The 19,869-nt window shown below is 71.7% G+C and carries 22 protein-coding genes and 1 tRNA gene; 8 read left to right on the forward strand and 15 right to left on the reverse strand.

The annotated features are described in order from the left end of the window. The first annotated feature begins 23 nt into the window (after nucleotides 1-23). Genes OG494_RS45665 through rdgB form a run of 3 tightly spaced genes read left to right on the forward strand, consistent with a single transcriptional unit; the run spans nucleotide 24 to nucleotide 2,198 of the window. Complete coding sequence (locus OG494_RS45665) at nucleotides 24-791, forward strand: MBL fold metallo-hydrolase (RefSeq protein WP_328449659.1); 768 nt, start codon at nucleotides 24-26, stop codon at nucleotides 789-791. Nucleotides 792-816: 25 nt separating this feature from the next. Then, nucleotides 817-1,593, forward strand: coding sequence for a ribonuclease PH (rph, locus tag OG494_RS45670; RefSeq protein ID WP_328449660.1), 777 nt, complete (start codon nucleotides 817-819; stop codon nucleotides 1,591-1,593). Then, on the forward strand, nucleotides 1,590-2,198 hold the full coding sequence (gene rdgB / locus OG494_RS45675) for an RdgB/HAM1 family non-canonical purine NTP pyrophosphatase (protein WP_328449661.1): 609 nt from the start codon (nucleotides 1,590-1,592) through the stop codon (nucleotides 2,196-2,198). Before rph ends, rdgB begins: the two co-directional genes overlap by 4 nt. 25 nt (nucleotides 2,199-2,223) lie before the next feature. Here rdgB and OG494_RS45680 read toward each other — a convergent pair whose 3' ends face one another. The 6 genes from OG494_RS45680 to OG494_RS45705 all read right to left on the reverse strand — a co-directional run bounded on the left by OG494_RS45680 (nucleotide 2,224) and on the right by OG494_RS45705 (nucleotide 6,213). Then, nucleotides 2,224-2,496, reverse strand: coding sequence for a hypothetical protein (locus tag OG494_RS45680; RefSeq protein WP_328449663.1), 273 nt, complete (start codon nucleotides 2,494-2,496; stop codon nucleotides 2,224-2,226). Nucleotides 2,497-2,555: 59 nt separating this feature from the next. Continuing rightward, nucleotides 2,556-3,029, reverse strand: a complete 474-nt coding sequence (gene bcp, locus OG494_RS45685; RefSeq protein WP_328449665.1) for a thioredoxin-dependent thiol peroxidase — start codon at nucleotides 3,027-3,029, stop codon at nucleotides 2,556-2,558. 25 nt (nucleotides 3,030-3,054) lie between these two features. Further along, nucleotides 3,055-3,594 carry a hypothetical protein gene (locus OG494_RS45690; protein WP_328449667.1) on the reverse strand — a complete coding sequence of 180 codons (540 nt, stop codon included), beginning with the start codon at nucleotides 3,592-3,594 and terminating at the stop codon, nucleotides 3,055-3,057. Between the two features lie 192 nt (nucleotides 3,595-3,786). Then, nucleotides 3,787-3,969, reverse strand: a complete 183-nt coding sequence (locus OG494_RS45695) for a hypothetical protein (RefSeq protein ID WP_328449668.1) — start codon at nucleotides 3,967-3,969, stop codon at nucleotides 3,787-3,789. Between the two features lie 329 nt (nucleotides 3,970-4,298). Further along, on the reverse strand, nucleotides 4,299-5,186 hold the full coding sequence (locus OG494_RS45700; protein WP_328449670.1) for a hypothetical protein: 888 nt from the start codon (nucleotides 5,184-5,186) through the stop codon (nucleotides 4,299-4,301). Between the two features lie 130 nt (nucleotides 5,187-5,316). After that, nucleotides 5,317-6,213: an AraC family transcriptional regulator gene (locus tag OG494_RS45705; protein WP_328449672.1), complete on the reverse strand. Its 897-nt coding sequence runs from the start codon at nucleotides 6,211-6,213 to the stop codon at nucleotides 5,317-5,319. A 117-nt stretch (nucleotides 6,214-6,330) separates the two neighbouring features. On the opposite strand from OG494_RS45705, the gene OG494_RS45710 reads away from it, so the two are divergent. Further along, nucleotides 6,331-7,413: an aldo/keto reductase gene (locus tag OG494_RS45710; RefSeq protein ID WP_328449674.1), complete on the forward strand. Its 1,083-nt coding sequence runs from the start codon at nucleotides 6,331-6,333 to the stop codon at nucleotides 7,411-7,413. On the opposite strand, the gene OG494_RS45715 is transcribed toward OG494_RS45710, so the two are convergent. Then, the gene (locus tag OG494_RS45715) at nucleotides 7,407-7,700 is read right to left on the reverse strand and encodes a hypothetical protein (RefSeq protein ID WP_328449675.1); all 294 of its coding nucleotides are present in this window, start codon (nucleotides 7,698-7,700) and stop codon (nucleotides 7,407-7,409) included. The genes OG494_RS45710 and OG494_RS45715 overlap by 7 nt on opposite strands. A 113-nt stretch (nucleotides 7,701-7,813) precedes the next feature. Next, nucleotides 7,814-8,731, reverse strand: a complete 918-nt coding sequence (locus tag OG494_RS45720; RefSeq protein ID WP_328449676.1) for a helix-turn-helix domain-containing protein — start codon at nucleotides 8,729-8,731, stop codon at nucleotides 7,814-7,816. 70 nt (nucleotides 8,732-8,801) lie between these two features. Between OG494_RS45720 and OG494_RS45725 the strand changes: the two genes are divergently transcribed. Continuing rightward, nucleotides 8,802-9,746 (forward strand): NAD(P)H-binding protein, encoded by a 945-nt coding sequence (locus OG494_RS45725; RefSeq protein ID WP_328449678.1) that lies wholly within the window; start codon nucleotides 8,802-8,804, stop codon nucleotides 9,744-9,746. A 19-nt stretch (nucleotides 9,747-9,765) separates the two neighbouring features. Here the strand turns inward: OG494_RS45725 and OG494_RS45730 are convergent. Further along, nucleotides 9,766-9,839: transfer RNA gene (locus tag OG494_RS45730), tRNA-Leu, on the reverse strand. 121 nt (nucleotides 9,840-9,960) lie between these two features. Between OG494_RS45730 and OG494_RS45735 the strand changes: the two genes are divergently transcribed. Beyond that, nucleotides 9,961-10,182 (forward strand): DUF3618 domain-containing protein, encoded by a 222-nt coding sequence (locus OG494_RS45735; RefSeq protein WP_247056962.1) that lies wholly within the window; start codon nucleotides 9,961-9,963, stop codon nucleotides 10,180-10,182. A 1-nt stretch (nucleotide 10,183) separates the two neighbouring features. On the opposite strand, the gene OG494_RS45740 is transcribed toward OG494_RS45735, so the two are convergent. Further along, the gene (locus OG494_RS45740; protein WP_328459218.1) at nucleotides 10,184-10,642 is read right to left on the reverse strand and encodes a hypothetical protein; all 459 of its coding nucleotides are present in this window, start codon (nucleotides 10,640-10,642) and stop codon (nucleotides 10,184-10,186) included. Between the two features lie 217 nt (nucleotides 10,643-10,859). Beyond that, the gene (locus tag OG494_RS45745; RefSeq protein ID WP_328459219.1) at nucleotides 10,860-11,417 is read right to left on the reverse strand and encodes a TetR/AcrR family transcriptional regulator; all 558 of its coding nucleotides are present in this window, start codon (nucleotides 11,415-11,417) and stop codon (nucleotides 10,860-10,862) included. A 116-nt stretch (nucleotides 11,418-11,533) separates the two neighbouring features. Between OG494_RS45745 and OG494_RS45750 the strand changes: the two genes are divergently transcribed. Next, nucleotides 11,534-12,991 carry a flavin-containing monooxygenase gene (locus OG494_RS45750; protein WP_328449680.1) on the forward strand — a complete coding sequence of 486 codons (1,458 nt, stop codon included), beginning with the start codon at nucleotides 11,534-11,536 and terminating at the stop codon, nucleotides 12,989-12,991. A 71-nt stretch (nucleotides 12,992-13,062) separates the two neighbouring features. Here OG494_RS45750 and OG494_RS45755 read toward each other — a convergent pair whose 3' ends face one another. From OG494_RS45755 to OG494_RS45765, 3 genes are all read right to left on the reverse strand, one after another. Further along, nucleotides 13,063-13,533, reverse strand: a complete 471-nt coding sequence (locus tag OG494_RS45755) for a helix-turn-helix domain-containing protein (RefSeq protein WP_247056958.1) — start codon at nucleotides 13,531-13,533, stop codon at nucleotides 13,063-13,065. Nucleotides 13,534-13,735: 202 nt separating this feature from the next. After that, nucleotides 13,736-15,373, reverse strand: a complete 1,638-nt coding sequence (locus tag OG494_RS45760) for an LCP family protein (RefSeq protein ID WP_442874354.1) — start codon at nucleotides 15,371-15,373, stop codon at nucleotides 13,736-13,738. Between the two features lie 341 nt (nucleotides 15,374-15,714). Continuing rightward, nucleotides 15,715-17,871 (reverse strand): phospholipase A2, encoded by a 2,157-nt coding sequence (locus tag OG494_RS45765; protein WP_328449683.1) that lies wholly within the window; start codon nucleotides 17,869-17,871, stop codon nucleotides 15,715-15,717. Between the two features lie 134 nt (nucleotides 17,872-18,005). On the opposite strand from OG494_RS45765, the gene OG494_RS45770 reads away from it, so the two are divergent. After that, nucleotides 18,006-18,254, forward strand: coding sequence for a hypothetical protein (locus OG494_RS45770; protein WP_328449685.1), 249 nt, complete (start codon nucleotides 18,006-18,008; stop codon nucleotides 18,252-18,254). Between the two features lie 4 nt (nucleotides 18,255-18,258). Here the strand turns inward: OG494_RS45770 and OG494_RS45775 are convergent, their stop codons facing one another. After that, on the reverse strand, nucleotides 18,259-19,659 hold the full coding sequence (locus tag OG494_RS45775) for a GGDEF domain-containing protein (protein WP_442874355.1): 1,401 nt from the start codon (nucleotides 19,657-19,659) through the stop codon (nucleotides 18,259-18,261). Between the last annotated feature and the right edge of the window lie 210 nt (nucleotides 19,660-19,869).

Here is a 19,869-nt window from a genome sequence, read left to right on the forward strand (position 1 = left end):
CTTCGGGCCCTTAGGGTGGCGAAGTGCGACTGACCATCCTCGGGTGCTCCGGCAGCATCCCCGGGCCGAACGCCGCCGCGTCCGGTTACCTGCTCGAGGCCGAGGGCTTCCTGCTCGGCCTCGAACTGGGCAACGGCACGCTGGCGCAGCTGCAGGCCGTGGCCGATCCGTTCGACCTCGGCGCGCTCGTGCTCACCCACCTGCATCCCGATCACTGCGCCGATGTCAGCGCACTCACGGTCCTGCGCCGCTACCACCCGGCGCCGCCGTACCCGGCCCGCCCGCGCCTGCTGCCGCTGTACGGGCCGGCCGACGCGCCGGTCCGGCTCGCGAACGCGTACGCGCCCAACGAGACCGAGCGGGCCGGCACCGACCTCTCCGACGTCTACGCCTTCCACCCGCTGCGCTCCGAGCCGTTCCGGATCGGGCCGTTCGAGGTGGTCGCGGTCGAGGTCGACCACCCGACCCCGGCGTTCGGCCTGCGCATCTCCTACGGCGGCCGGATCTTCGCCTTCACCGGCGACACCGGCCCGTGCCGGGCGCTGAACGAGCTCGCCGACGGCGTCGACCTGCTGCTCGCCGAAGCGTCCTGGACGGATTCGGCGGAGCGTCCGGAGGGTGTTCACCTGTCCGGCAAGCAGGCCGGTGAGCTGGCGCGCGACGCCGGTGTCGGACGGCTGCTGCTGACGCACATCGCGCCGTGGACGGACCCCGGTGCCGTGCTGGCCGAGGCCGCGGCCGAGTTCGCCGGGGCCGAGGTCGTCAAGCAGGGTGCCGTCTACGACGTGTGAGCAGTGCGGTCCTAGAGTGCTCTTCGTGGCTCGAAAAGATGGCAGGAACGACGACCAGCTCCGTGACATCAAGATCACCCGGGGGTTCCAGCAGTGGCCCGCGGGGTCGGTGTTGATCGAATTCGGCAACACGCGGGTCCTGTGCGCCGCGAGTGTCACCGAAGGCGTGCCGCGCTGGCGGGCCGGCTCCGGCCTCGGCTGGGTGACGGCCGAGTACGCGATGCTGCCGTCCGCGACGAACACGCGCGGCGACCGTGAATCGGTCAAGGGCCGCATCGGCGGCCGCACGCACGAGATCTCGCGGCTGATCGGCCGCTCGCTGCGGGCCTGCATCGACCTGGCCGCGCTGGGCGAGAACACGATCGTCATCGACTGCGACGTCATCCAGGCCGACGGCGGCACCCGCACGGCGGCCGTGACCGGCGGCTACGTCGCCCTGGCCGACGCGATCACCTGGCTGGGCGCGGCGAACCGGCTCAACGACCCGCAGCCGCTGTCGTCCTCGGTGGCCGCGGTGAGCGTCGGCGTCGTCGACGGCCGGGTGCGCCTCGACCTGCCGTACGAGGAGGACTCGCGCGCCGAGGTCGACATGAACGTGGTCGCCACGGACGCGGGCACGCTGGTCGAGGTCCAGGGCACCGGCGAGGGCGCCACCTTCGCGCGGTCCACTTTGGACAAGATGCTGGACCTGGCGCAGGCCGGCTGCGAGGAGCTGACCCGCCTGCAGAACGAGGCGCTGGCGCTGCCGTACCCGGGCGAGCTGCCGGAGCCGCGTCCGGACAAGAAGAAGGGCTCGAAGTGACGAAGCTGCTTCTCGCCACGCGCAACGCGAAGAAGCTCGGCGAGCTTCGGCGGATCCTCATCGCGGAGGGAATCTCGGGCATCGAGGTTTTGGGTCTCGCGGACGTCGAGTCGTTTCCGGAGGCCCCCGAGACCGCGCCGGACTTCGAGGGCAACGCGGTCGCGAAGGCCCGTGACGCCGTGGCGGCTTGTGGTCTGCCCGCGATCGCGGACGACTCGGGCATCGCGGTGGACGCGTTGAACGGCATGCCGGGTGTGCTCTCGGCCCGCTGGTCGGGCGGCCACGGCGACGACGACGCGAACCTGAACCTGGTGCTGGCGCAGCTGAACGACGTCCCGGACGAGCGCCGCGGCGCCCAGTTCGTCTGCGCGGCGGCTCTCGTGCTGACCTCCGGCGAGGAGACCTTGGTCCGCGGCGAGTGGCGCGGGACGCTGGAGCGTGCCCGCCGTGGCACCAACGGTTTCGGTTACGACCCGATCTTCCGGCCGGACGGCGAGACCCGGACCTCGGCGGAGATGGAACCGTCCGAAAAGGACGCCGTCTCGCACCGCGGCCGCGCCCTTCGCGCGCTGCTCCCGGCGTTGCGGGAGCTCGCCGAGGCTTAAAGCCGTGAATGGCACATTGAGGGACTCAGAGTCCCTCAATGTGCCATTCACGGACTGGCGGCCGAGTCACCCGGGCACGAACAGTCTTCGCCGCGGTCGACGGCGGTGCCGCCGGCGAACCCGGCATCGCCGCGATCCGTTGTGGCGTCCAGTAATCGAGCGCGGCTTGGCGCTGGGCGGCCGTCACGGCGAGGTCGTGGGTGACGACGGTGCCGGCGGCCTGCGTGGGCGTGGCACCGAGCGTCGCCGCGGCCGGCACGGCCGCGGCGAGCGCGGGGATCTTCGTTGCCTGGAACATGAGTCGGTCTCCCTTTCGCAGCCCAGGCAGCGTCCCGAAAGGGCGGGTGGAACCGATGATCAGGCGGCCAGGCCGAGGTCCCGGATCAGCTTCGCGACGTGACCGGACGCGCGGACGTTGTAGAAGGCCTGCGCGATCTTGCCTTCCGGGTCGACGACGAACGTCGAGCGGATGACGCCCATGTAGGTCTTGCCGTAGTTCTTCTTCTCGCCGTACACACCCCACTCGGTGATCACGGTCTTCTCCGGGTCACCCAGGAGCGGGAACGTCAGCTCTTCCTTCGCGACGAACTTCGCGAGCTTCGCCTGCGTGTCCGGCGAAATGCCGACCACCTGGTAGCCGGCGTCGTTCAGGTCGGCGAGGTTGTCGCGGAAGTCGCAGGCCTGCTTGGTGCAGCCCGGCGTGCTCGCGGCCGGGTAGAAGTACACGACGACGGACTTGCCGCGGAAGTCGCGCAGCGACACCTCCTTGCCCTCGCTGTCGGGCAGGGTGAAGTCCGGGGCGTCGTCACCGGGGGAAAGGCGCTCGGTCATGCCTTCGAGCGTAACGGGCGCCGGCTCAGGCGGGTCCGCAATACGTGACCACGGCTTCTTCGGTCGTGCTCGGTCTGATCCGCAACCGGAGCTGCGTCTGGTCCTGGGGCACCGCGAAGGCCAGGGTGACGTGCACCGAGCGGCCCGGCAGGACGTCCTTGCCCGCGTCGGCGATGCCGGTGAAGCCCTGCGTCGTGTCGACGACCTGCTTGACCGCCGCGCCCGACGCGGTGGCCGTGACCGCGAGGCCCGAGAGCTTGTACGTCGTGGTGCCGTCGTTGGTCAGCTGGACGTCGAAGGCCGCGCCGCGCGGGCTCTGCGGGTAGGCCGACGGGCTGGGCCGGAAGGACTGGGGCGAGCCGACCGAGATGGTGACGCCGCTGGCGAACCGGTGGTCGGCGCCGAACTTCAGGTCGTTGCCCGCCTGGGCGGCCGCGGCGCCCGCGGGGGAGCCGCCCGCGCCGAGCGCGGCCGTGCCTTCCTGCGCCGAAGGGACCCCGCACGCCACCGCCAGGCACAGCAGTCCTGAGGTGAAAATGATCTTGCACGTGCGCGCGAGCGCCATCGCGGGTACTCCAGTCGGCGGGTCGGGGTCGCCATGCGGCAGCGGGACGTGCCGGGCGAACCCGCTCCACTCTGGCCGTGATCGCGCGGGGTTACGAGGCGCCACGGGGGGTTGACGCGGACCTGGTGCCGCCCCGTGGCCAATCCGTGACCGGAACGGCACGGGTGGTGACAATCACCCTCGACATGCCACTTAAACCGCGAGGGCGAACAACAGGATGAAGATCGCCACTCCGGCGACCCAGGCGGCCATCAACCAGCCGAAATCGCGGACCGGGTCGACCGCGCGGCTCTCCTCGCCGGGCACGTAGACGCCGCGTTCTTCGAACCAGTCCGCCCAGCGGGCGAACCACCCCAGCGGGTTGCGCGACGCCATCGTTCACCTCCGGGTACCGGCTTCCCCGTCACCCTACGGGTTCGGCGCCGGCGACCGGAAGGCGCGTGATGATCAGGGATTCCGTCCCGGAGGGGGCCCGGCCGGCCGCTCGTTCGAGCGCGTTCGACGTCTTCGAGCGGCCGTCGTGGCGGCGGCGAGCGGCGGGCCGTGCCACCCCGAGTGGTCCGGTCGCCCGGTGGCCGGTCGCCCGCTGCCTCCGAACGGTGACATCGCAAGGGTCACGGTCCGTGGTCGCGTCACGGGCTGCGATACGACCCGCCACGGCCGAGTGAACCTCGACGCCACCCGTGTAGAACTTTTCGCGTCGGTCAGAGGATGCCGTTGCGCTGCAGGATCGACACGGCACGCACCGTGGCGTAACCGCGCCATTCGAGGGCCGCGGCGGGCGAAAAACTCGCGAAGTCGACGCGCCAGCCGCCGTCGTCCTGCTGCTCGCCGGCCAGCCGCGCCAGCTCGGCCTCGATCACGCCGTCCTTGAACAACGCGCGCGCCGGGCGGTCCGGCAGGGGCGCGAAGTCGAGGGCGCGCAGGGTCTCTCCTTCGGAGCCGCCGGCCACCGCGGCCAGGCCGTCGGCCGGGACGAACGCGCCGAGGTGATCCAGCAGGGCGCTCGCCTCGGGGTGGAAGTCGTGGGCCGCGTCGGCGAACTGCACGGCGAACGACAGCACGATCGCGTGCGGCGCCTCGGAGAGCTGCTCGATGCTGCGGAAGCAGTACCGCGTCGCGCCGGCCAGCCACGCGTGGTCGCGCACGGCGCGGTCGTGCCGCGCGACGCGCAGCGCGACGGCGGCCGCGAACGCCGTGCTCTGCAGCGCGGCCTCTTCCGGGTCGGCCTGGACCCAGAACGGCGCGCAGCCGGCGGGATCGGCCACGGGCAGTGCGAAGGGCAGGCCGCCGTCGGGCCGGGAGGCGCCGGCCAGCCAGTCGCAGAGCTTCGCCGAGTGCGGCGAGGTGGCCGGGGCGATGTCCTCGAAGACCTCGAACGCGTGCAAGGCGCCGCCGGGCTGGCTTTCCGCGGCGCGCAGGTCGGGTTCGAGACCCCAGCCGTAACCCCCATCGGGGTTGCGATAACCGTCGACGGCGGCGAGCACGGCTTTCGCGTCGGTCTCGCCCCGCAGCAGTTCGAAACGGCGTCGGTCGAGGAGCCGGGCGTGCGTGGCCAGGAAGGACGCCGCCGCGGAAAGGTTCGCAGTCACCCGGCCAGGGTCGCACCGGCGCGGCCGCCGGTCTTGAACGGATCGGCGGCCGGGGCCGGTCGCGACGGCAAGGGCGGTCGGGCGCGCCGGGTTCAGGCGGTTGCGCGGCGGGCGGCGCCGAAGCCGGTGGTCAGGGCAGCTGGGCCGCCGGTGCCGCGGCTTCGCGCAGCCGCGCCGCGTCCTGACCCGGCGGCGCCCCGAACAAGCGCCGGTACTCCCGGTTGAACTGCGACGGGCTGTCGTACCCCACGAGGTGCCCGACGCCCGCGATGTCGCCCGCGTCGGCCACCAGCAGGGAACGCGCCTCCTGCAGGCGGATGCGCTTCTGGAACTGCAGCGGGCTCATCGCCGTCACCGCGCGGAAATGGCGGTGGAACGCCGAGGGGCTCATGCCGGTCAGCCGCGCGAGTTCGTCGACGCGCATCGGCTCGGCGTAGTTCTCGCGGATCCAGCGGATCGCGCGGCTGACGTGGGACAAGCTGCTGTCGGCCAGGCCGATCTGACGCAGCAGGCCGCCGTGTGGGCCGGTGAGCAGCCGCCACAGCAGCTCGCGCTCGATCAGCGGGGCGAGCACCGGCGCGTCCGCGGGGTGGTCGAGCAGGCGCAGCAACCGGGCCGTGGCGTCCAGGAGGTCGGCGCCGGCGTCGCCGGTCGCGATCGGCGACGGCTCGCGGAGCCCGCGGTGCGGCGGCGTCTCCAGCAGCAGCGGGGCGATGGCCGCCGGGCGCAGGGCCAGGCCCATGCCCAGCGCCGGCGTCCGCGGCGACGCGCCGACGAAGTGCCCGGTCACCGGCAGGTCCGTGGTGACCAGGAGGTACTGCCCGGCGCGGTATTCGTGCACCTGCTCGCCGAGCAGCAGGCGCTTGCCGCCCTGGGCCATGACGACCAGCAGCGGCTCGGTCAGCGAATGGTGCGGCTCGCCCGAGTCCACTTTGGACAGCAAGAGCCCCGGCACGGGCGTGCGCAGGTCCGCGTGGGCGTGGGTGGCGATGAGATCGCGGATCTCGGCGAGGAGCGTCGTGCGCATACCTCAAGAGAACCAAGTCCGAGAGGATCGTGCAAGAGGTCGCGTGGATCGATCTACCGCTGAGCTGGCAATTCGCGTTTCCTGGGAGCAGGTAATCCGACACGCAAGGAGCGTTTCATGTCACTCGACCACTACGTCACCCTCGGCCGGTCCGGGCTGCGCGTCAGCCCGTTCGCGCTCGGCGCGATGACCTTCGGCGAGGACCCGGGCGGCGCCGGCTGCAGCGTCGAAGAGTCCGGGAAGATCCTCGCGTCCTACCTGGACCTGGGCGGGAACTTCGTCGACACGGCCAACTTCTACACCAACGGCCACTCGGAGAAGATCCTCGGCGACTTCTTCGCCGCGCGGCCCGGCCGGCGGCAGCACGTCGTGCTGGCGTCCAAGTTCTTCGGCAACATGTTCCCGGGCGACCCGAACGGCGGCGGCGCGGGCCGCGCGTCGATCATCGCCCAGCTCGAGCAGACGCTCCGCCGCCTGCGCACCGACTACCTCGACCTGTACTGGCTGCACAACTGGGACCGCACCACGCCGATCGAGGAGACCATGCGGACCCTCGACGACCTGGTCCGCGCCGGCAAGATCCGGTACGTCGGCTTCTCGAACACCCCGGCGTGGGTCACCGCGCAGGCCCAGACGACCGCGCAGCTGCGGGGCTGGACGCCGCTGATCGCGCTGCAGGTCGAGTACTCGCTGCTGGCCCGCACGGTCGAGGGCGAGCTCGCGCCGTTCGCGCTCGACCAGGGGATCGCGCTGACGCCGTGGAGCCCGCTGAAGAACGGCTTCCTGTCGGGCAAGTACCGCCGCGGCGCCGACCGTCCCGAGTCGGCCCGCGCGGCGTACGTCGGCGGTCCGGGCGAGGCGGAGTTCGCGGTCATCGACGTCGTCGCGGCGATCGCCGGCGAGCTCGGCACGACGTCGGCGGCGGTGTCGCTGGCCTGGCTGCGCGCCCGGCGGGGCACGGTCGTCCCGATCGTCGGCGCCCGCCGCCTGGAACACCTGACCGGCAACCTCGCGGCGCTGGAGATCGCCCTGTCGGCCGATCAGCTCGCCCGGCTGGACGACGTCTCGGCGCCGACGCTCGACTACCCGGCCCCGATGCACGGCGCGCAGCGCGCGATGCTGCAGTTCGCGGGCGCGACGGTCGACGGCGAGCCGTCCGCGGTCTACCCGCCGCTGCTGCAGAGCGACGTCCGCTACTGACCGCTCACCCGGGCCAGGACGCTGTCGCGCAGGCCGTCGCCGCGCAGATCGGCCAGGAACCGCTCGTTGATGCCGCCCGGGGTCGTGTGCTTCCGGGCCAGGGCTTCGAGCTTGCCGGAGTTCTGGAGCAGCGTCCGGCCCGGCGCGGCGAAGGTGGCGGTCGCCGCGGAGAACGTGGCCAGAGCCGGCTCGTCCCGCGGGACGACGACGTCGCCGACGCTCTCGAACAACACCCGGGCGACGGGGTCGTCGGGGTAGACGGCGGTGCGGCCGGCGCCCCGGCTCACGGTCGGCAGCGGGATGGACCGGACCTGCCGGGCGGCCGGAAGACGAGGCCGGTCAGCACCTCCCGCGCGATCTGCGGGCGTACCGCGACGACCGTACGACTGCATGGCGAACCCTAACCGCGGAACGTGCGGCGGTAGGCGTCCGGGGCGACGCCCACCGTGCGGTGGAAGTGCCGGCGCAACGTCGTAGCCGTGCCCATGCCGACCGCTTCCGCGATGGCGTCGACACTGCTGCTCGACGTCTCCAGCAGCTCCTGGGCGCGGCGGATGCGCTGGGTCAGCAGCCACTGCAGCGGCGTCGTCCCGGTGACCGTCCGGAAGTGGCGGGTCAGGGTGCGGGCGCTCATGTTGGCCCGCCGCGCCAGGTCGTCCACCGACAGCGGGCGGTCGAGCCGTTCGGTCGCCCAGGGGAACAGCTCGGTGAGCGCGTGGCCGTCCCGGGCGGGCACCGGCGCGGGGACGAACTGGGCCTGCCCGCCGTCGCGGTGCGGCGGCACGACCAGGCGGCGGGCGATCGTGTTGGCGACCGCCGAACCGTGGTCGGTGCGGACCAGGTGCAGGCACAGGTCCATCGCCGCGGCCTTGCCCGCCGACGTCAGGACGCTGCCGTTGTCGACGTAGAGCACGTCGGGGTCGACCTCGACGCGGGGATAGCGCGCGGCCAGGACGCCGGTGTGGGCCCAGTGGGTCGTCGCGCGCAGCCCGTCGAGCAGGCCGGCGGCGGCCAGCACGAACGCGCCGGTGCAGAGGGACGCCACCCGCGCGCCCCGCGCGTGGGCCTCGCGGACGGCGTCGAGCAGGTCGGCCGGCGGGTCGACGTCGACGTCCGCCCAGCCGGGGACGAGCACGGTGCCGGAGCGCGCCAGCCGGTCGAACCCGTGCTCGGGCTCCAGCCGGAACCGGCCGACCAGGACGGGCGCCGAGCCGCAGACGGCGAAGTCGTACCGGGGGTTCTCGCCGAAGACCTCCGACGCGATGGCCAGCTCGAAGGACAGCATCCCGTCGGTCGCGGCCAGCGCCACTGTCTGCATGTCCGAAATTGTACGCATGATGGCGTTCCGGACACTGTCCGCGCGGTGCCGCGCTCGTCAGGATGGTCGTATGACATCGGTACTGGTTTACGGCGCCTACGGGCACACCGGCCGCTTCGTGGTGGCTGAGCTGCGCGAACGCGGCTTCGAGCCGATCCTCTCCGGCCGGGACGCGGCGCGCCTGCCCGGCGGCCGGCCGGCGTCGGTCGACGACCCGGCGTCCCTCGACCGCGCGCTGGAGGGCGTGGCCGCGGTGATCAACACGGCGGGTCCCTTCGCCGAGACGGCCGCGCCGGTGATCGAGGCGGCGCAGCGGGCGGGCGTGCCCTACGTGGACGTCGCGGCGGAGCTGGAGGCCAACCTCGACACGTTCGCGCGCGCCGCGGACAGCGTGGTCGTCCCGGCCATGGCGTTCTTCGGCGGCCTCGGCGACCTGCTGGCCACGGCGGCCATGGGCGACTGGACGAGCGCGGACGAGATCCACGTCGCGTACGGCCTGAGCGGCTGGCACCCGACGGCGGGCACGCTCGCCGCGGGCCGCGTCTCCCGCTCGCGCCGGGGAGACCGGCGCATCCGGTTCGCGGGCGGTCGCCTGGAGTACGTCGACGACGCGCTGCCGAAGCTGTCCTGGCCGTTCCCCGAGCCGCTGGGCGCGCAGCCGGTGCTCGGCGAGTTCACGATGGCCGACGTCGTCACGATCCCCAGCCACCTCGACGTCCCGTCGGTGACGACCTACATGACTTCCGTGGCGGCCGCGGGTCTGTCGGCGGCGCAGGAGCGGGCGGGATCGCCGGAGACGTTCGTGGTCGACGTCGTGGTCCGGTCGGGCGGCGAGGAGCGCCGGCTGGCGGCGCGGGGCCAGGACATCTACGCGGTCACGGCACCGCTCGCGGTGGAGGCGGTGGAGCGGATCCTGACGGGCCGCGTCAGGGCGAAGGGCGTCGCCTCGGCGGGTGAGCTGTTCGACGCGCCGGACTTCCTGCGGGCGCTGGCACCGCACGTCACGATCGGCTGAGCGATCGGGGGGATTCGAGTGGGCCCGGAGAGACTCGAACTCTCACTGGCACGGACCTAAACCGTGTGCCTCTGCCAATTGGGCTACGGGCCCTGCGCATCCGGAAGCGTAGCGTGCTGCGGCCTTCGCCACGCCGGGCCGTGGCCGGTGCGGGGTTCCGGGGGCGGGCCAGCTAACGTTGGCCGCCAGCAGTCCCTTGCGGCGAGGAGGACCCGTGGCCCGCGATCCCGAGACGATCGAGCGTGAGATCGAGCAGGCTCGAACCGCCCTGGCGGCGACGCTCGATCAGCTGACCGTCAAGGCCGACCCCAAGAAGCTCGCGGACGCGGCCAAGAACGGTGTGCGCGCCAAGCTGGACAACCCCAAGGTCAAGTACCCGCTGATCGGCGCGGGTGTCCTGGTGCTGGCCCTGCTGGTGCGCAAGCTCCTCAAGTAGCTCAGGCGCGGGCCGGCTTGGCCGGGGTCTTGGTTTCGACCTCGGGAGCCGGCTCGGCCACCGGCTTGGGCTCCTCGACTTCCTTGGGGAGCTGCTTGGCCGTCGGCAGCGCCGGCTTCTTCTCGGCCGGCTTCGCGATCTCCTCGACGGTCTTCTCCGCCGTTTCCGCGGTCTGCTGCTTCGGCACGCTGCCCGGCGGCGGGACCTCGAGCGGCGGGAGCTTCGGGAGCGTCAGCCGGGCGGTCATGTAGGCGCTGGTGAAGTCCAGCGCGCTGCCGTTGATCAGGTGTACCACCGTGGTCTTGCCGCCGTCGGCCAGCTGTTCGACCAGCTGGTCCGCGCGGTCCCGGGCGGCGATGATGCCCGGTGCCCGGGCGGTCAGCTCCTTGCCCTGACCGCTGACCGTGATCGCCCAGTCCGCGTCCTGTTGGACGTACGTCGCCGTGATCGCTTCCACCATCTGCCTCACGCCCCTCTCCCTCTCCAGCATGCCCTCACGCGTACGTGACCCGGTCGCCACGCCCTTATGACGTGGTTCCCGCCACCCTGTTCACGACCGCGCGAAGCCCAGCACACTTTTGTACCGTGTCATCGATACCGTAGAGCAACTCTGTGTCACAAGACACGGAGCGCAAAGTGCGCTGAGTAACGACCAAATGGCCTAATGCACGAGCAGATTACCGTGCACGGCCCCGAAGTCCAGCCCAGAGGACGTCCATCGCGTACTCGGTGGCCATTTCGGGGGTCACTTCTTCGTGTCGCTCACACCAGATAGCGAGCCGTTCGCAGGCTCCGACGACGAATTCCGCGGCCGCCTCGGCGCGCAGGTCGTCATCTCCGGTGAAATAACCGCTCATCAGTGCGGCGATGAGGTCGGTCTGCTGCCGGCGGGTCTCCTCGACCTCTTCGGCGGCGGGTGTGCCGATCAGCGCCATCTCGTGCCGCAGCAGTGACCAGGCCTGCCGCCGCTCGCGGATGAACACGAAGAACGCCAGCAGGCCGCGCCGCAGGGCGTCCTCGGCGCTGGTCGCGCCGACCGTCGCCTGCTCGGTGACCTCCCGCAGGACCGCCCGCGACTCCTGGATGCAGGCCAGGAGCAGGCCTTCCTTCGAGTTGAAGTACTCGTACAGCATCGGCTTCGAGACGCCCACCAGTTCGGCGATCTCGTCCATGGACGCCGCCGCGTAGCCGCGCGCCGAAAAGACCTCCTCGGCGACGTCGATCATCTGGCGCATCCGCTCGGCCCGGGGCATGCGCTTGCGCTTGGCGGTGGTCACGGGCAACACTCTACCGGTAGTAACCTACTCTGAGTAAGCTGGACGACGGGTAACAGGAAGCCGGGAGGCAGGCCATGGGCAACCGCACGGAGACCGGGGTCGTCATCGTCGGGACCGGGTTCTCCGGTCTCGGCATGGCGATCCAGCTGCGCAAGGAGGGGCGCGACGACTTCGTCATCCTCGAGAAGGCGCACGACGTCGGCGGCACCTGGCGCGACAACAGCTACCCGGGCTGCGCCTGCGACATCCCGTCGCACATGTACTCGTTCTCCTTCGAGCAGAACCCGGGCTGGTCACGCGCGTATTCGCCGCAGCCGGAGATCTGGCGCTACATGCGCGAGGTCGCCGACAAGCACGACCTGCGCCGCTTCGTCCGCTTCGGCCAGGAGATGACCGGCGCCCGCTGGGACGGCGAGGAGAACCGCTGGCACGTCGCCACGAGGGGCGGCGACGAGTTCGTGGGCCAGGCGCTGGTCGCCGGCGTCGGGGCGCTGCACCTGCCGCAGATCCCGGAGCTGCCGGGCATCGAGAACTTCGCGGGCCCGGCGTTCCACTCCGCGCGGTGGCGTCACGACGCCGACCTGGCCGGCAAGCGGGTCGCCGTGATCGGCACCGGCGCCAGCGCCGTCCAGTTCGTGCCGAAGATCGCGCCGGAGGTCGGGAAGCTGACACTCTTCCAGCGCACGCCGCCGTGGATCATGCCGAAGGCCGACCACGAGATGTCCGGCCGCGCGCGAGCGCTGTTCCGCGCGCTCCCGTTCGCCCAGCGCGCCTACCGCAACTTCCTGTACTGGACGCTCGAGGCGCGCGCGATCGGCTTCAACGGCCAGACCTGGGTGATGAAGCTCGGCCAGCGCCTGGCCCAGCGCAACATCGACCGCGCGATCCAGGACCCGGCGTTGCGGCGCAAGGTCACCCCGGACTACACCATGGGCTGCAAGCGCGTGCTCATCTCCAACGACTACTACCCGGCGCTCGCGCGGGACAACGTCGACGTCGTGACCGACGGCGTCCAGGAGGTCCGCGAGCACAGCGTCGTCGACGCGGCCGGGGTCGAGCACGAGGTCGACGCGATCGTCTACGGCACCGGGTTCCACGTCTCCGACGCCTTCGACGACCTGGAGATCGTCGGGCGCGAGGGCCGCAACCTCGGCAAGGAGTGGGCGACCGAGGGGATGCGGACGCACCTCGGGATCACCGTCGCCGGCTTCCCGAACCTGTTCTTCCTGCTCGGCCCGAACACCGGCCTCGGCCACAACTCGGTGGTGTTCATGATCGAGGCCCAGATCTCCTACGTCGCCCAGGCGCTGCGGCTGGCCGGCGGCCGGGCGATCGAGCCCAAGGCCGAGGTGCAGGAGCGGTTCAACACGCGGATCCAGCGCAAGCTCGCGAAGGGCATCTGGACCCGTGGTGGTTGCCGGAGCTGGTACCTCGACGCGAAGGGCGTCAACCGGACGATCTGGCCCGGCTTCACCTGGCGCTACTGGCTCGACACGCGGAAGGTGCGGCGCGAGGACTACCGCGTCGGCTGATCCTGATCCGCCGTGAGGGGCACCCTCAGGGACCCGAAGTCCCTGAGGGTGCCCCTCACGGCTTTCGGGGATCAGCGGGAGACGTAGCGGCGGAGGCTCGCGATCAGGTCCACAGTGGGCAGTTCGCACAGCTCCGCCATGCGCTCCAGGGCGGGCAGGTCGAGGGCCACCTCGCCGGGGCCGTGCTCGCCGGCCGTGCGGAGGCGGTCCTCGGCCCAGCGGCGCAGGGGGAGCAGCTCGGGCGGCGCGTCGGCGACGACCTTGCGCAGGTCGACGCGGACCCGGCCGGGCTCGTCGACGAACACCCGGCGGTGCACCTTGGCCAGCAGGTCCTGGGGCAGCTCGTCCATCGCGACGCACAGCTCGACCAGCCGCACCACGGAACACTGTCTGGTGCCCAGTTCGTAGGTGGCCAGCGTCTGCAGCGAAATCTCGCTCTGCAGGTGCTGGTTGAGCTCCTTGCGCGTCCAGCCTCGGCTGCGCCTGAGCTTGCGGAGCTCGTCTCCGAGAATCCGCTGGTAGTCCTCGGCGTCGATCAGCACATCAATGTCCCCTGCCGTGTTCCTCCCGCGGCACCTTCACGGAGGTGACAGTTCCCGTGCAGGTGCACCCTCACGTGTATGTAAGTGCGCAGGTGGCCGCGCATTACGCGGATTCCGGCATGTCTTTGATACCGATTGCGCGAGTTAGGCCTAACGGGTTAACGGCAGATGACGTCGAGGTGCAACTTGCAGGCGCCGTGACTCAGTTGACGCAGGGAACGCCCTCGGCGGTGATCGGCTTCTCCGCGTCGGCCGGCGGCGGCGCGGGTGCCTGGGACGTCGCGCCCCCGGTGCCGGCCCCGGCGTTCGAGTCGGTGCTCGGGGCCTTGTAGTCGGCGCCGAGGAACACCATCACGTGCCCGGCCTTGACGCTCTTGTCCTCCTGGACCGTCGGCGAGCCGCCCAGCGCGTCCGCGACGGCCTGGCCGGCGGCCGTGCCGCCCTTCGGCACCCAGATCACCGTGGTCTTGCGCGAGGTCGAGTTCGCCGTGTCCCCCGAGGTGAAGCCCTTGGTTTCGAGGGCTTTGGCGACGGTCGCGGCCAGGCCGGTCTTGCCGGAGGCGTTGCGGACGTCGACCGTGGTCGCCTTGTTCGCGCTGTCGGGCTGCGGCGCGGGCGTCGTCGCGCCCGGCTGCGGCCCGGCGAGGCCCTGGACGAAGTCCTTCACCTCGGTCGGGTCGACCTGGATCGCGACGCCGTCCTCCGGGGTCCGGTACTCGATGTTCTTCACCGGGATGGTGCGGAACTCGAGCTGGCCGCCGGTGAGGCCCTTCATCTGCTGGGCGAACCCGAAGATGTCCCAGTTCTGGTTGAGCACGACCGACTTCTTGATCGCGTCGATCAGGTCGCTGAGCTTGCCCGGGTTGGTCAGCGTGCCGGCCGAGAGCACCTTGCGGGCCATACCGGCCATGAACACCTGCTGCCGGACGACCCGGTCGAGGTCGCCGTTCGGCAGGCCGTGGCGCTGGCGGACGAACTCGAGCGCCTCGACGCCGGAGATCGTGTGCTGGCCCTTGGTGAAGTTCGCGCCGGAGTACTGGTCCTTGACGTTGTTGTTCAGGCAGACGTCGACGCCGCCGATGGCCGTGGTGATGTCGCTGAAGCCGAGCAGGTTGACCGCGGCGTAGTTGTCGATGGTCGACCCGGTGAGCTTCTCGACGGTCTGGATCAGCTCCTTCGCCCCGGCCTGGTTCGCCTGGACGTCGAGCTGCTTGGGGTCGGTGACGCCCTGCTTCTGCAGGTCCTTGCGGGCCGCCAGCATCGCGCGGGCGTACGCCGAGTTGATCTTGTGCTTGCCGTAGCCGCCCGGGATGTCGACGTAGGTGTCGCGCGGCAGGGAAATCGCCACGGCCTTGCTGCCGTCGTTCGGGATGTGCACGAAGATCAGCGAGTCGGTGTTCAGCTCGCCGTCGGAGTCGCCGGCGCGCAGCTGGTCGAGCACCTCGCGCGAGAGCGGGTTGCCCTGGGCGTCGGTGCGGCTGTCCAGGCCGACCAGCAGGATGTCGCGGGCGCCGTCGGCGGGCTTGTCGCCACCGGCGTCGTCGCTGATCACGTTCGCGTAGTTCAGGCCGTTGACCAGGCCCTGCATGGCGGCCCAGGCGTAGCCGGTCAGGCCCATCACCAGCAGCGAGACGACGGTCAGCGCGATCTTCGCGCCCCGGAAGGAGTTGCGGCGCGCCCGCTGCGCCGGGGGCGTGCGACGCGCGTCCACCGGTTCACGGCGAGGTGCGGGACGGCGAGGCGGCGGAGTGCCGCGGCGCGCGCCGGGCCGGGCCGGCTCGTCCTGCCAGGGCCGGGCGGGGCGGCGGTCGCCTTGCCCGTTCCGAGGCGGGTGATCCACGCGGGCGACTCCTCACTGCTCAGATCGGTAGGGCTACAGGATGGGACGCATGGTGCCTTCCCCTGGTTGCCGTAGCGTTACACATCCCCCTGTGGATGTGGCGTGCACCACCCATTTTCCGGCACCTCGGCCGGTTTCGCCTGGTCAGGACGCCGCGTCGGCCGGAGGCCGCACCGCCCGCCGCGAAGAGCAGGGCGAACCCGCTCCACGACGGGTGGCCGCGGGTCCCACGAACGAGTGAACGCCCGGCGCCGCAAGCCCGAGCTTTCGTAGGGAAAGATGCGTCGGAAGGGCCCTCGGACGCATCTTTCCCTACGAAAGCTCGGGCATCGGGCGGGGACTCAGGGGGCCGTGTGGGTGACGCGGCTGGGGGCCGGGAGCAGCGTTCCCGCCGCGGCCAGCAGGGCGAACATCGCCGTCGTCGCGTGGAGGGTCACGCCCAGCAGGCCCGGGGTGCCGCCGTCGACCGCGAACAACAGCGAGGGCGCGCACGCCAGGGCCGTGGCCAGCCAGGTGCCCGTCGCCGCGCTCGCGCCGATGCGGATCGTGTGCAGCAGGAAGACCCCGAGCAGCAGGTGCACCAGGCTCTGGATCGGGTCGAGCCGCAGGCCGAGGATGTCCGCGTCCGCCGCGACGCCGCCGAAGCGCGTCAGGGCGAAGCCGAACACCCCGAGCGTCGCGTAGCCGATGCCGAGCGCCGCCGCGGCCCTGGTCAGCACGGCCGTGCGGCGGCCGGGGAGCTCCGCCGCGCGCGGGCGGTCGGCGCCGTGCGCGTGACGCTCGAACCACCAGAACACCAGCGCCCCGGGCACCGCGAGCAAACCGACCGCGACCAGCGTGCGCGGCCGGACCAGCCAGGTCAGGCCGTCGGCGATCCGCCCCGGCAGGTAGACGACGGCCACCAGCAGCAGCATCGCGGCGAGGAACGCCAGGTACAGGCTCATCGGCGCGCGCAGCACGACCCGGCACGCCGTGGTGACGCCGGGCCGCGAGCCGAGCCGCGACAGCGGGCCGGCCAGCAGCCCGAGCACGCTCAGCTGGGCCACGCCGAGCAGCAGCACGCCCCACGGCGGCGCGGAGAACGCGGCCGGCGCGCCCGGGCTGCCGAGCAGGACCGGCGGCGCGCCGCGGACGACGCTCACCACGGCGAGCGCCGCGACACCGGCGAAGGCCGCGAAGCCGAGAAGACGTCGTGATGGCCGTACGCCGTCGGCGTGCGCGAAGGCGAGTTGCTGGGCGAGGAGCGCGAGGGCGAACGTCGCGGCGTAGCGGGGCAGGGGCGAGCCGGCCCAGTTCGCGGCCAGTTCGCCGCAGACGACCAGGGCGAGCAGGCCGCCCGCCGCGGCCACCGGGGCCCGGCGGTGCAGCGTCAGCAGCGGCGGCGCGCAGACGATCGTCAGCAGGTAGACGCCGAGCAGCCAGAGCGGGTGCAGCGCGATCCGCATCACCGTGGCCGTGGTGCCCGCGGGGATGCCGAGCAGTTCGAGCGCGAGCGGCGTCAGCAGCGCGACGACGGCGAAGATCAACGCCGGCCGCAGCAGCGGGTTGGCGCGTTCGGCCAGGTAGTGGCGGTAGCCGCCGCCCGTCTCCTGCTCGGCGCGCCAGCCGGCCGCGTTGGCGTGCCCGCCGGCGAAGAAGATCACCGGCGTGAGCTGGGCGAGCCAGGTCAGCGGCCACAACGCCGGTTCGGGTGCCCCGGCCCAGTGCGCGAGCGCCGTCACGGACTCGCCGAGCAGGAGCAGGACGACGCCGCCGGCGCCGAGCAGCGCCCAGCGGCTCACCGACGCGGGCAGGGGAGCGGGCCGCGGCGTGGGCCTCGTGCGGCGGGCGTAGTGCCAGCCGCGCAGCCGGAACACCAGCAGGCAGCCGATCACGAGCACGCCGGCGACCATCGGGCCGATCGGGTCGCCGACCGGCGGGCCCCAGCGCTGGTGCCACGAGTTGACGACCAGCCCGGCCGAGTAGAAGGACGCGACGACCCGGCAGGTGTTCGCCGAGTTCATCGGGTTGAGGTCGCAGGCGTGGTGCATGTCGTAGGACAGCCGGCTGTCGAGCGCTTCGCGGACCTCCGGGCCGAGCGGGTGGCCCTTGCGGTCGGCGTAGCGCAGCAGGTCGTACCCGAGGTCGTGCGCCTTGCACGGCACCGCGTAGTCCCACTTGGTGTTGTCGTCGCCCCACGGCGTCGAGCAGCCGCCGTCGACGTGCACCGCGCGGACGGTGCCGTCGCGGGCCGGCCTCGAGCCCGGCGTGACGCCGCTGAGCGCGGTGAAGTCCTTGGGCAGCAACGCCAGCGCGTCCGGGTGCGGGCCGGGGTGGACCAGCGCCTCGATCGCGTTCTGCGCGGCCAGGACGTCGCCGGTGGGCGGCCCCTGGTCGGGCGGCGACGGCGGGCGCGAGGCGATCAGCCCGAACGCGAACACCACCAGCAGCACCAGCAGCAGCCAGCCGGACGTCGACCAGGGTCGGCGGACACGAGGCGGCTCGGTCGGGGCTGGCATGGGTCAAGGGTGCCAGCCCCGCCGCCGGGCCGACACGGGGCTAACCCCCGGGTGCGCGGTGGGGGTTGCCCGATCGGCCGCCCGTTCTCGCTTTCCGCGGCCCGGCGGCGGCGCGGTGAGCAGGAGGACGTGAAGTGCGCTCGATCGATCGGCGGGTGCCGGTGGAGAACACCGTGCGCGCGCTGCGCCGCCTCGCTCCCGGCGCTGCCCTGCGGAAACCGCGTGATCCCGACGCTGGCGAAGGCCCGAGCGGCTTCCGCGCCGGACGCGCGAGCGCCGCGGCCGGAGTCCGCGGGTTACCGGGAAGAGCTGCTGCGCCGGCGCCGGGAACGACGGCGGAGGTGCTGGTGCAGGCCCGGCCGGCGGTCCGGCTGGGGGCCTGACCGGTCAGGACGCGGGCAGGTCGTCCGGGGTGTCCGGGGCGAAGCTCACCTGGTCGCGGCCGCTCTCCTTCGCCCGGTAGACCGCCGCGTCGGCGGCTTGGAGGAGCCGGTCCAGCGTCTCGCCGTGCCGCGGGTAGCGGGCCACGCCGATCGACGTCGTGCGGTCCGCGATCGTCGCCGGGTCGCCGCGCTTGTCCGTGGTCACGATGTGCAGCTTGGCGATCGCGATGCGGATGCGCTCGGCGGCGTCGTGCGTGGCCTCTTCGTCGATGTCCGGGAGCAGAATGAGGAATTCCTCGCCGCCGAAACGGCCGACCGAGTCACTCGGTCTGGTCACTTCGTCGAGGGTTTGCGCAACAGTGCGGAGCACGTCGTCACCCGCTGGATGTCCATAGGTGTCGTTAATCCACTTGAAGTGGTCGAGATCGACCATCAGGAGCGCCAGCTGATCACCCGAACGAGCGGTCCGTTCCAGTGCGCGCTCAGCCGTCTCCGACCAGCCGCGCATGTTGAGAATGCCGGTTTTCGGATCCGTCCGGACGTCGTTCTGGAGCTGATCGAGTTCGGCGAGGCGATTGAAGACGACTGTCACCACGGCCATCACCGCGACCATCGGCGGCACCACCGCGAGCAGGATCGCCGTCACCGCGCCGAGGCCGATGGTGATCGCTTCGAGCATGTTGTCGGCCGGGCTGCCCAGGACGTTGCGAACCGTGGGCTCGGACGACATGCCGAGCGCGAGGGCCCCGCCGACGTAGACGATCTGGATCGCCTCGTAGATCGCGCCGGTGAGGACGATCGCGCCGAACTCGTACAGGAAGTCGCCCCAGCCGAGGCCCAGCAGGTGGGGGCCGAGCGAGGTGTAGGTGAGGTGCGCGAGGACGCCGGCGAGGCCGTGCGTGATCGACGAGAAAATGAAGTTGTGCGCCGGGCGCCGGGCGATGAACCAGTGCTGGGTCCGAATGACGGCGATGACCAGCAGAATGAGCGGCGCGGGCAGGATCAGCGCGGCGGAAAAGGTCCACACCGCGGTGAGGTCGATCAGCACCGTCTTTTTGCGGTTCCGGCGCCTTTCCTCCTGGCGCTGGGTCAATTGGATGTGAATGGTGGCGCCGGCCGCGAGAATTCCGAAATTGATCCAGTCGCGCGGTATCAGGCCCGGGGAGCGGGTGAGCAGAACGGCGATGACGGCGACGGCGATCGCCTCGCTGGCGAGGAAGAAGGCCACGACCCGCGGCCGGCGGCGCCAGAGCGCCCAGTTGCGCGGCGAGTACGGGTGGTCGTTCCGGACTGTCCCGGATGGACCACGGGTAGTGGTCGCCACCTGGTCCGCTTCTTGGCGCGACGACGCCGGTCGCGGGGCGCCGCGGCCGCCGGTCGCGGCGTCGTCTGGTCCGGGATGCAATTGGTCACCTCCTTTCCAGCCTACTTGGGGTCTTGAGTAATCTCATCGGTACCTGCCAGAGTGGTTCCCGCATTCCGCCGCCGGGTATCATCCCATCGCAACGGAACTGCCGGGTCCCCGTCGTAACTGCCGGGAACGCGGACCAAAAGCATCTTCAGGCTCCCCACACGGAGGTGGCACCGTTGACCAACCGCGATCTCTGATGAGCCG

Origin of the sequence: Amycolatopsis sp. NBC_00438 (genome assembly GCF_036026695.1) — a bacterium.
Classification (GTDB): domain Bacteria; phylum Actinomycetota; class Actinomycetes; order Mycobacteriales; family Pseudonocardiaceae; genus Amycolatopsis.

What these genes read in the sequence shown, in the direction of transcription:
- OG494_RS45680 (WP_328449663.1), bottom strand. Translation starts at nt 2,496, where the DNA reads ATGTTCCAGGCAACGAAGATCCCCGCGCTCGCCGCGGCCGTGCCGGCC.
- bcp (WP_328449665.1), bottom strand. Translation starts at nt 3,029, where the DNA reads ATGACCGAGCGCCTTTCCCCCGGTGACGACGCCCCGGACTTCACCCTG.
- OG494_RS45690 (WP_328449667.1), bottom strand. Translation starts at nt 3,594, where the DNA reads ATGGCGCTCGCGCGCACGTGCAAGATCATTTTCACCTCAGGACTGCTG.
- OG494_RS45695 (WP_328449668.1), bottom strand. Translation starts at nt 3,969, where the DNA reads ATGGCGTCGCGCAACCCGCTGGGGTGGTTCGCCCGCTGGGCGGACTGG.
- OG494_RS45705 (WP_328449672.1), bottom strand. Translation starts at nt 6,213, where the DNA reads ATGCGCACGACGCTCCTCGCCGAGATCCGCGATCTCATCGCCACCCAC.
- OG494_RS45710 (WP_328449674.1), top strand. Translation starts at nt 6,331, where the DNA reads ATGTCACTCGACCACTACGTCACCCTCGGCCGGTCCGGGCTGCGCGTC.
- OG494_RS45720 (WP_328449676.1), bottom strand. Translation starts at nt 8,731, where the DNA reads ATGCAGACAGTGGCGCTGGCCGCGACCGACGGGATGCTGTCCTTCGAG.
- OG494_RS45725 (WP_328449678.1), top strand. Translation starts at nt 8,802, where the DNA reads ATGACATCGGTACTGGTTTACGGCGCCTACGGGCACACCGGCCGCTTC.
- OG494_RS45740 (WP_328459218.1), bottom strand. Translation starts at nt 10,642, where the DNA reads ATGGTGGAAGCGATCACGGCGACGTACGTCCAACAGGACGCGGACTGG.
- OG494_RS45745 (WP_328459219.1), bottom strand. Translation starts at nt 11,417, where the DNA reads ATGCGCCAGATGATCGACGTCGCCGAGGAGGTCTTTTCGGCGCGCGGC.
- OG494_RS45750 (WP_328449680.1), top strand. Translation starts at nt 11,534, where the DNA reads ATGGGCAACCGCACGGAGACCGGGGTCGTCATCGTCGGGACCGGGTTC.
- OG494_RS45765 (WP_328449683.1), bottom strand. Translation starts at nt 17,871, where the DNA reads ATGCCAGCCCCGACCGAGCCGCCTCGTGTCCGCCGACCCTGGTCGACG.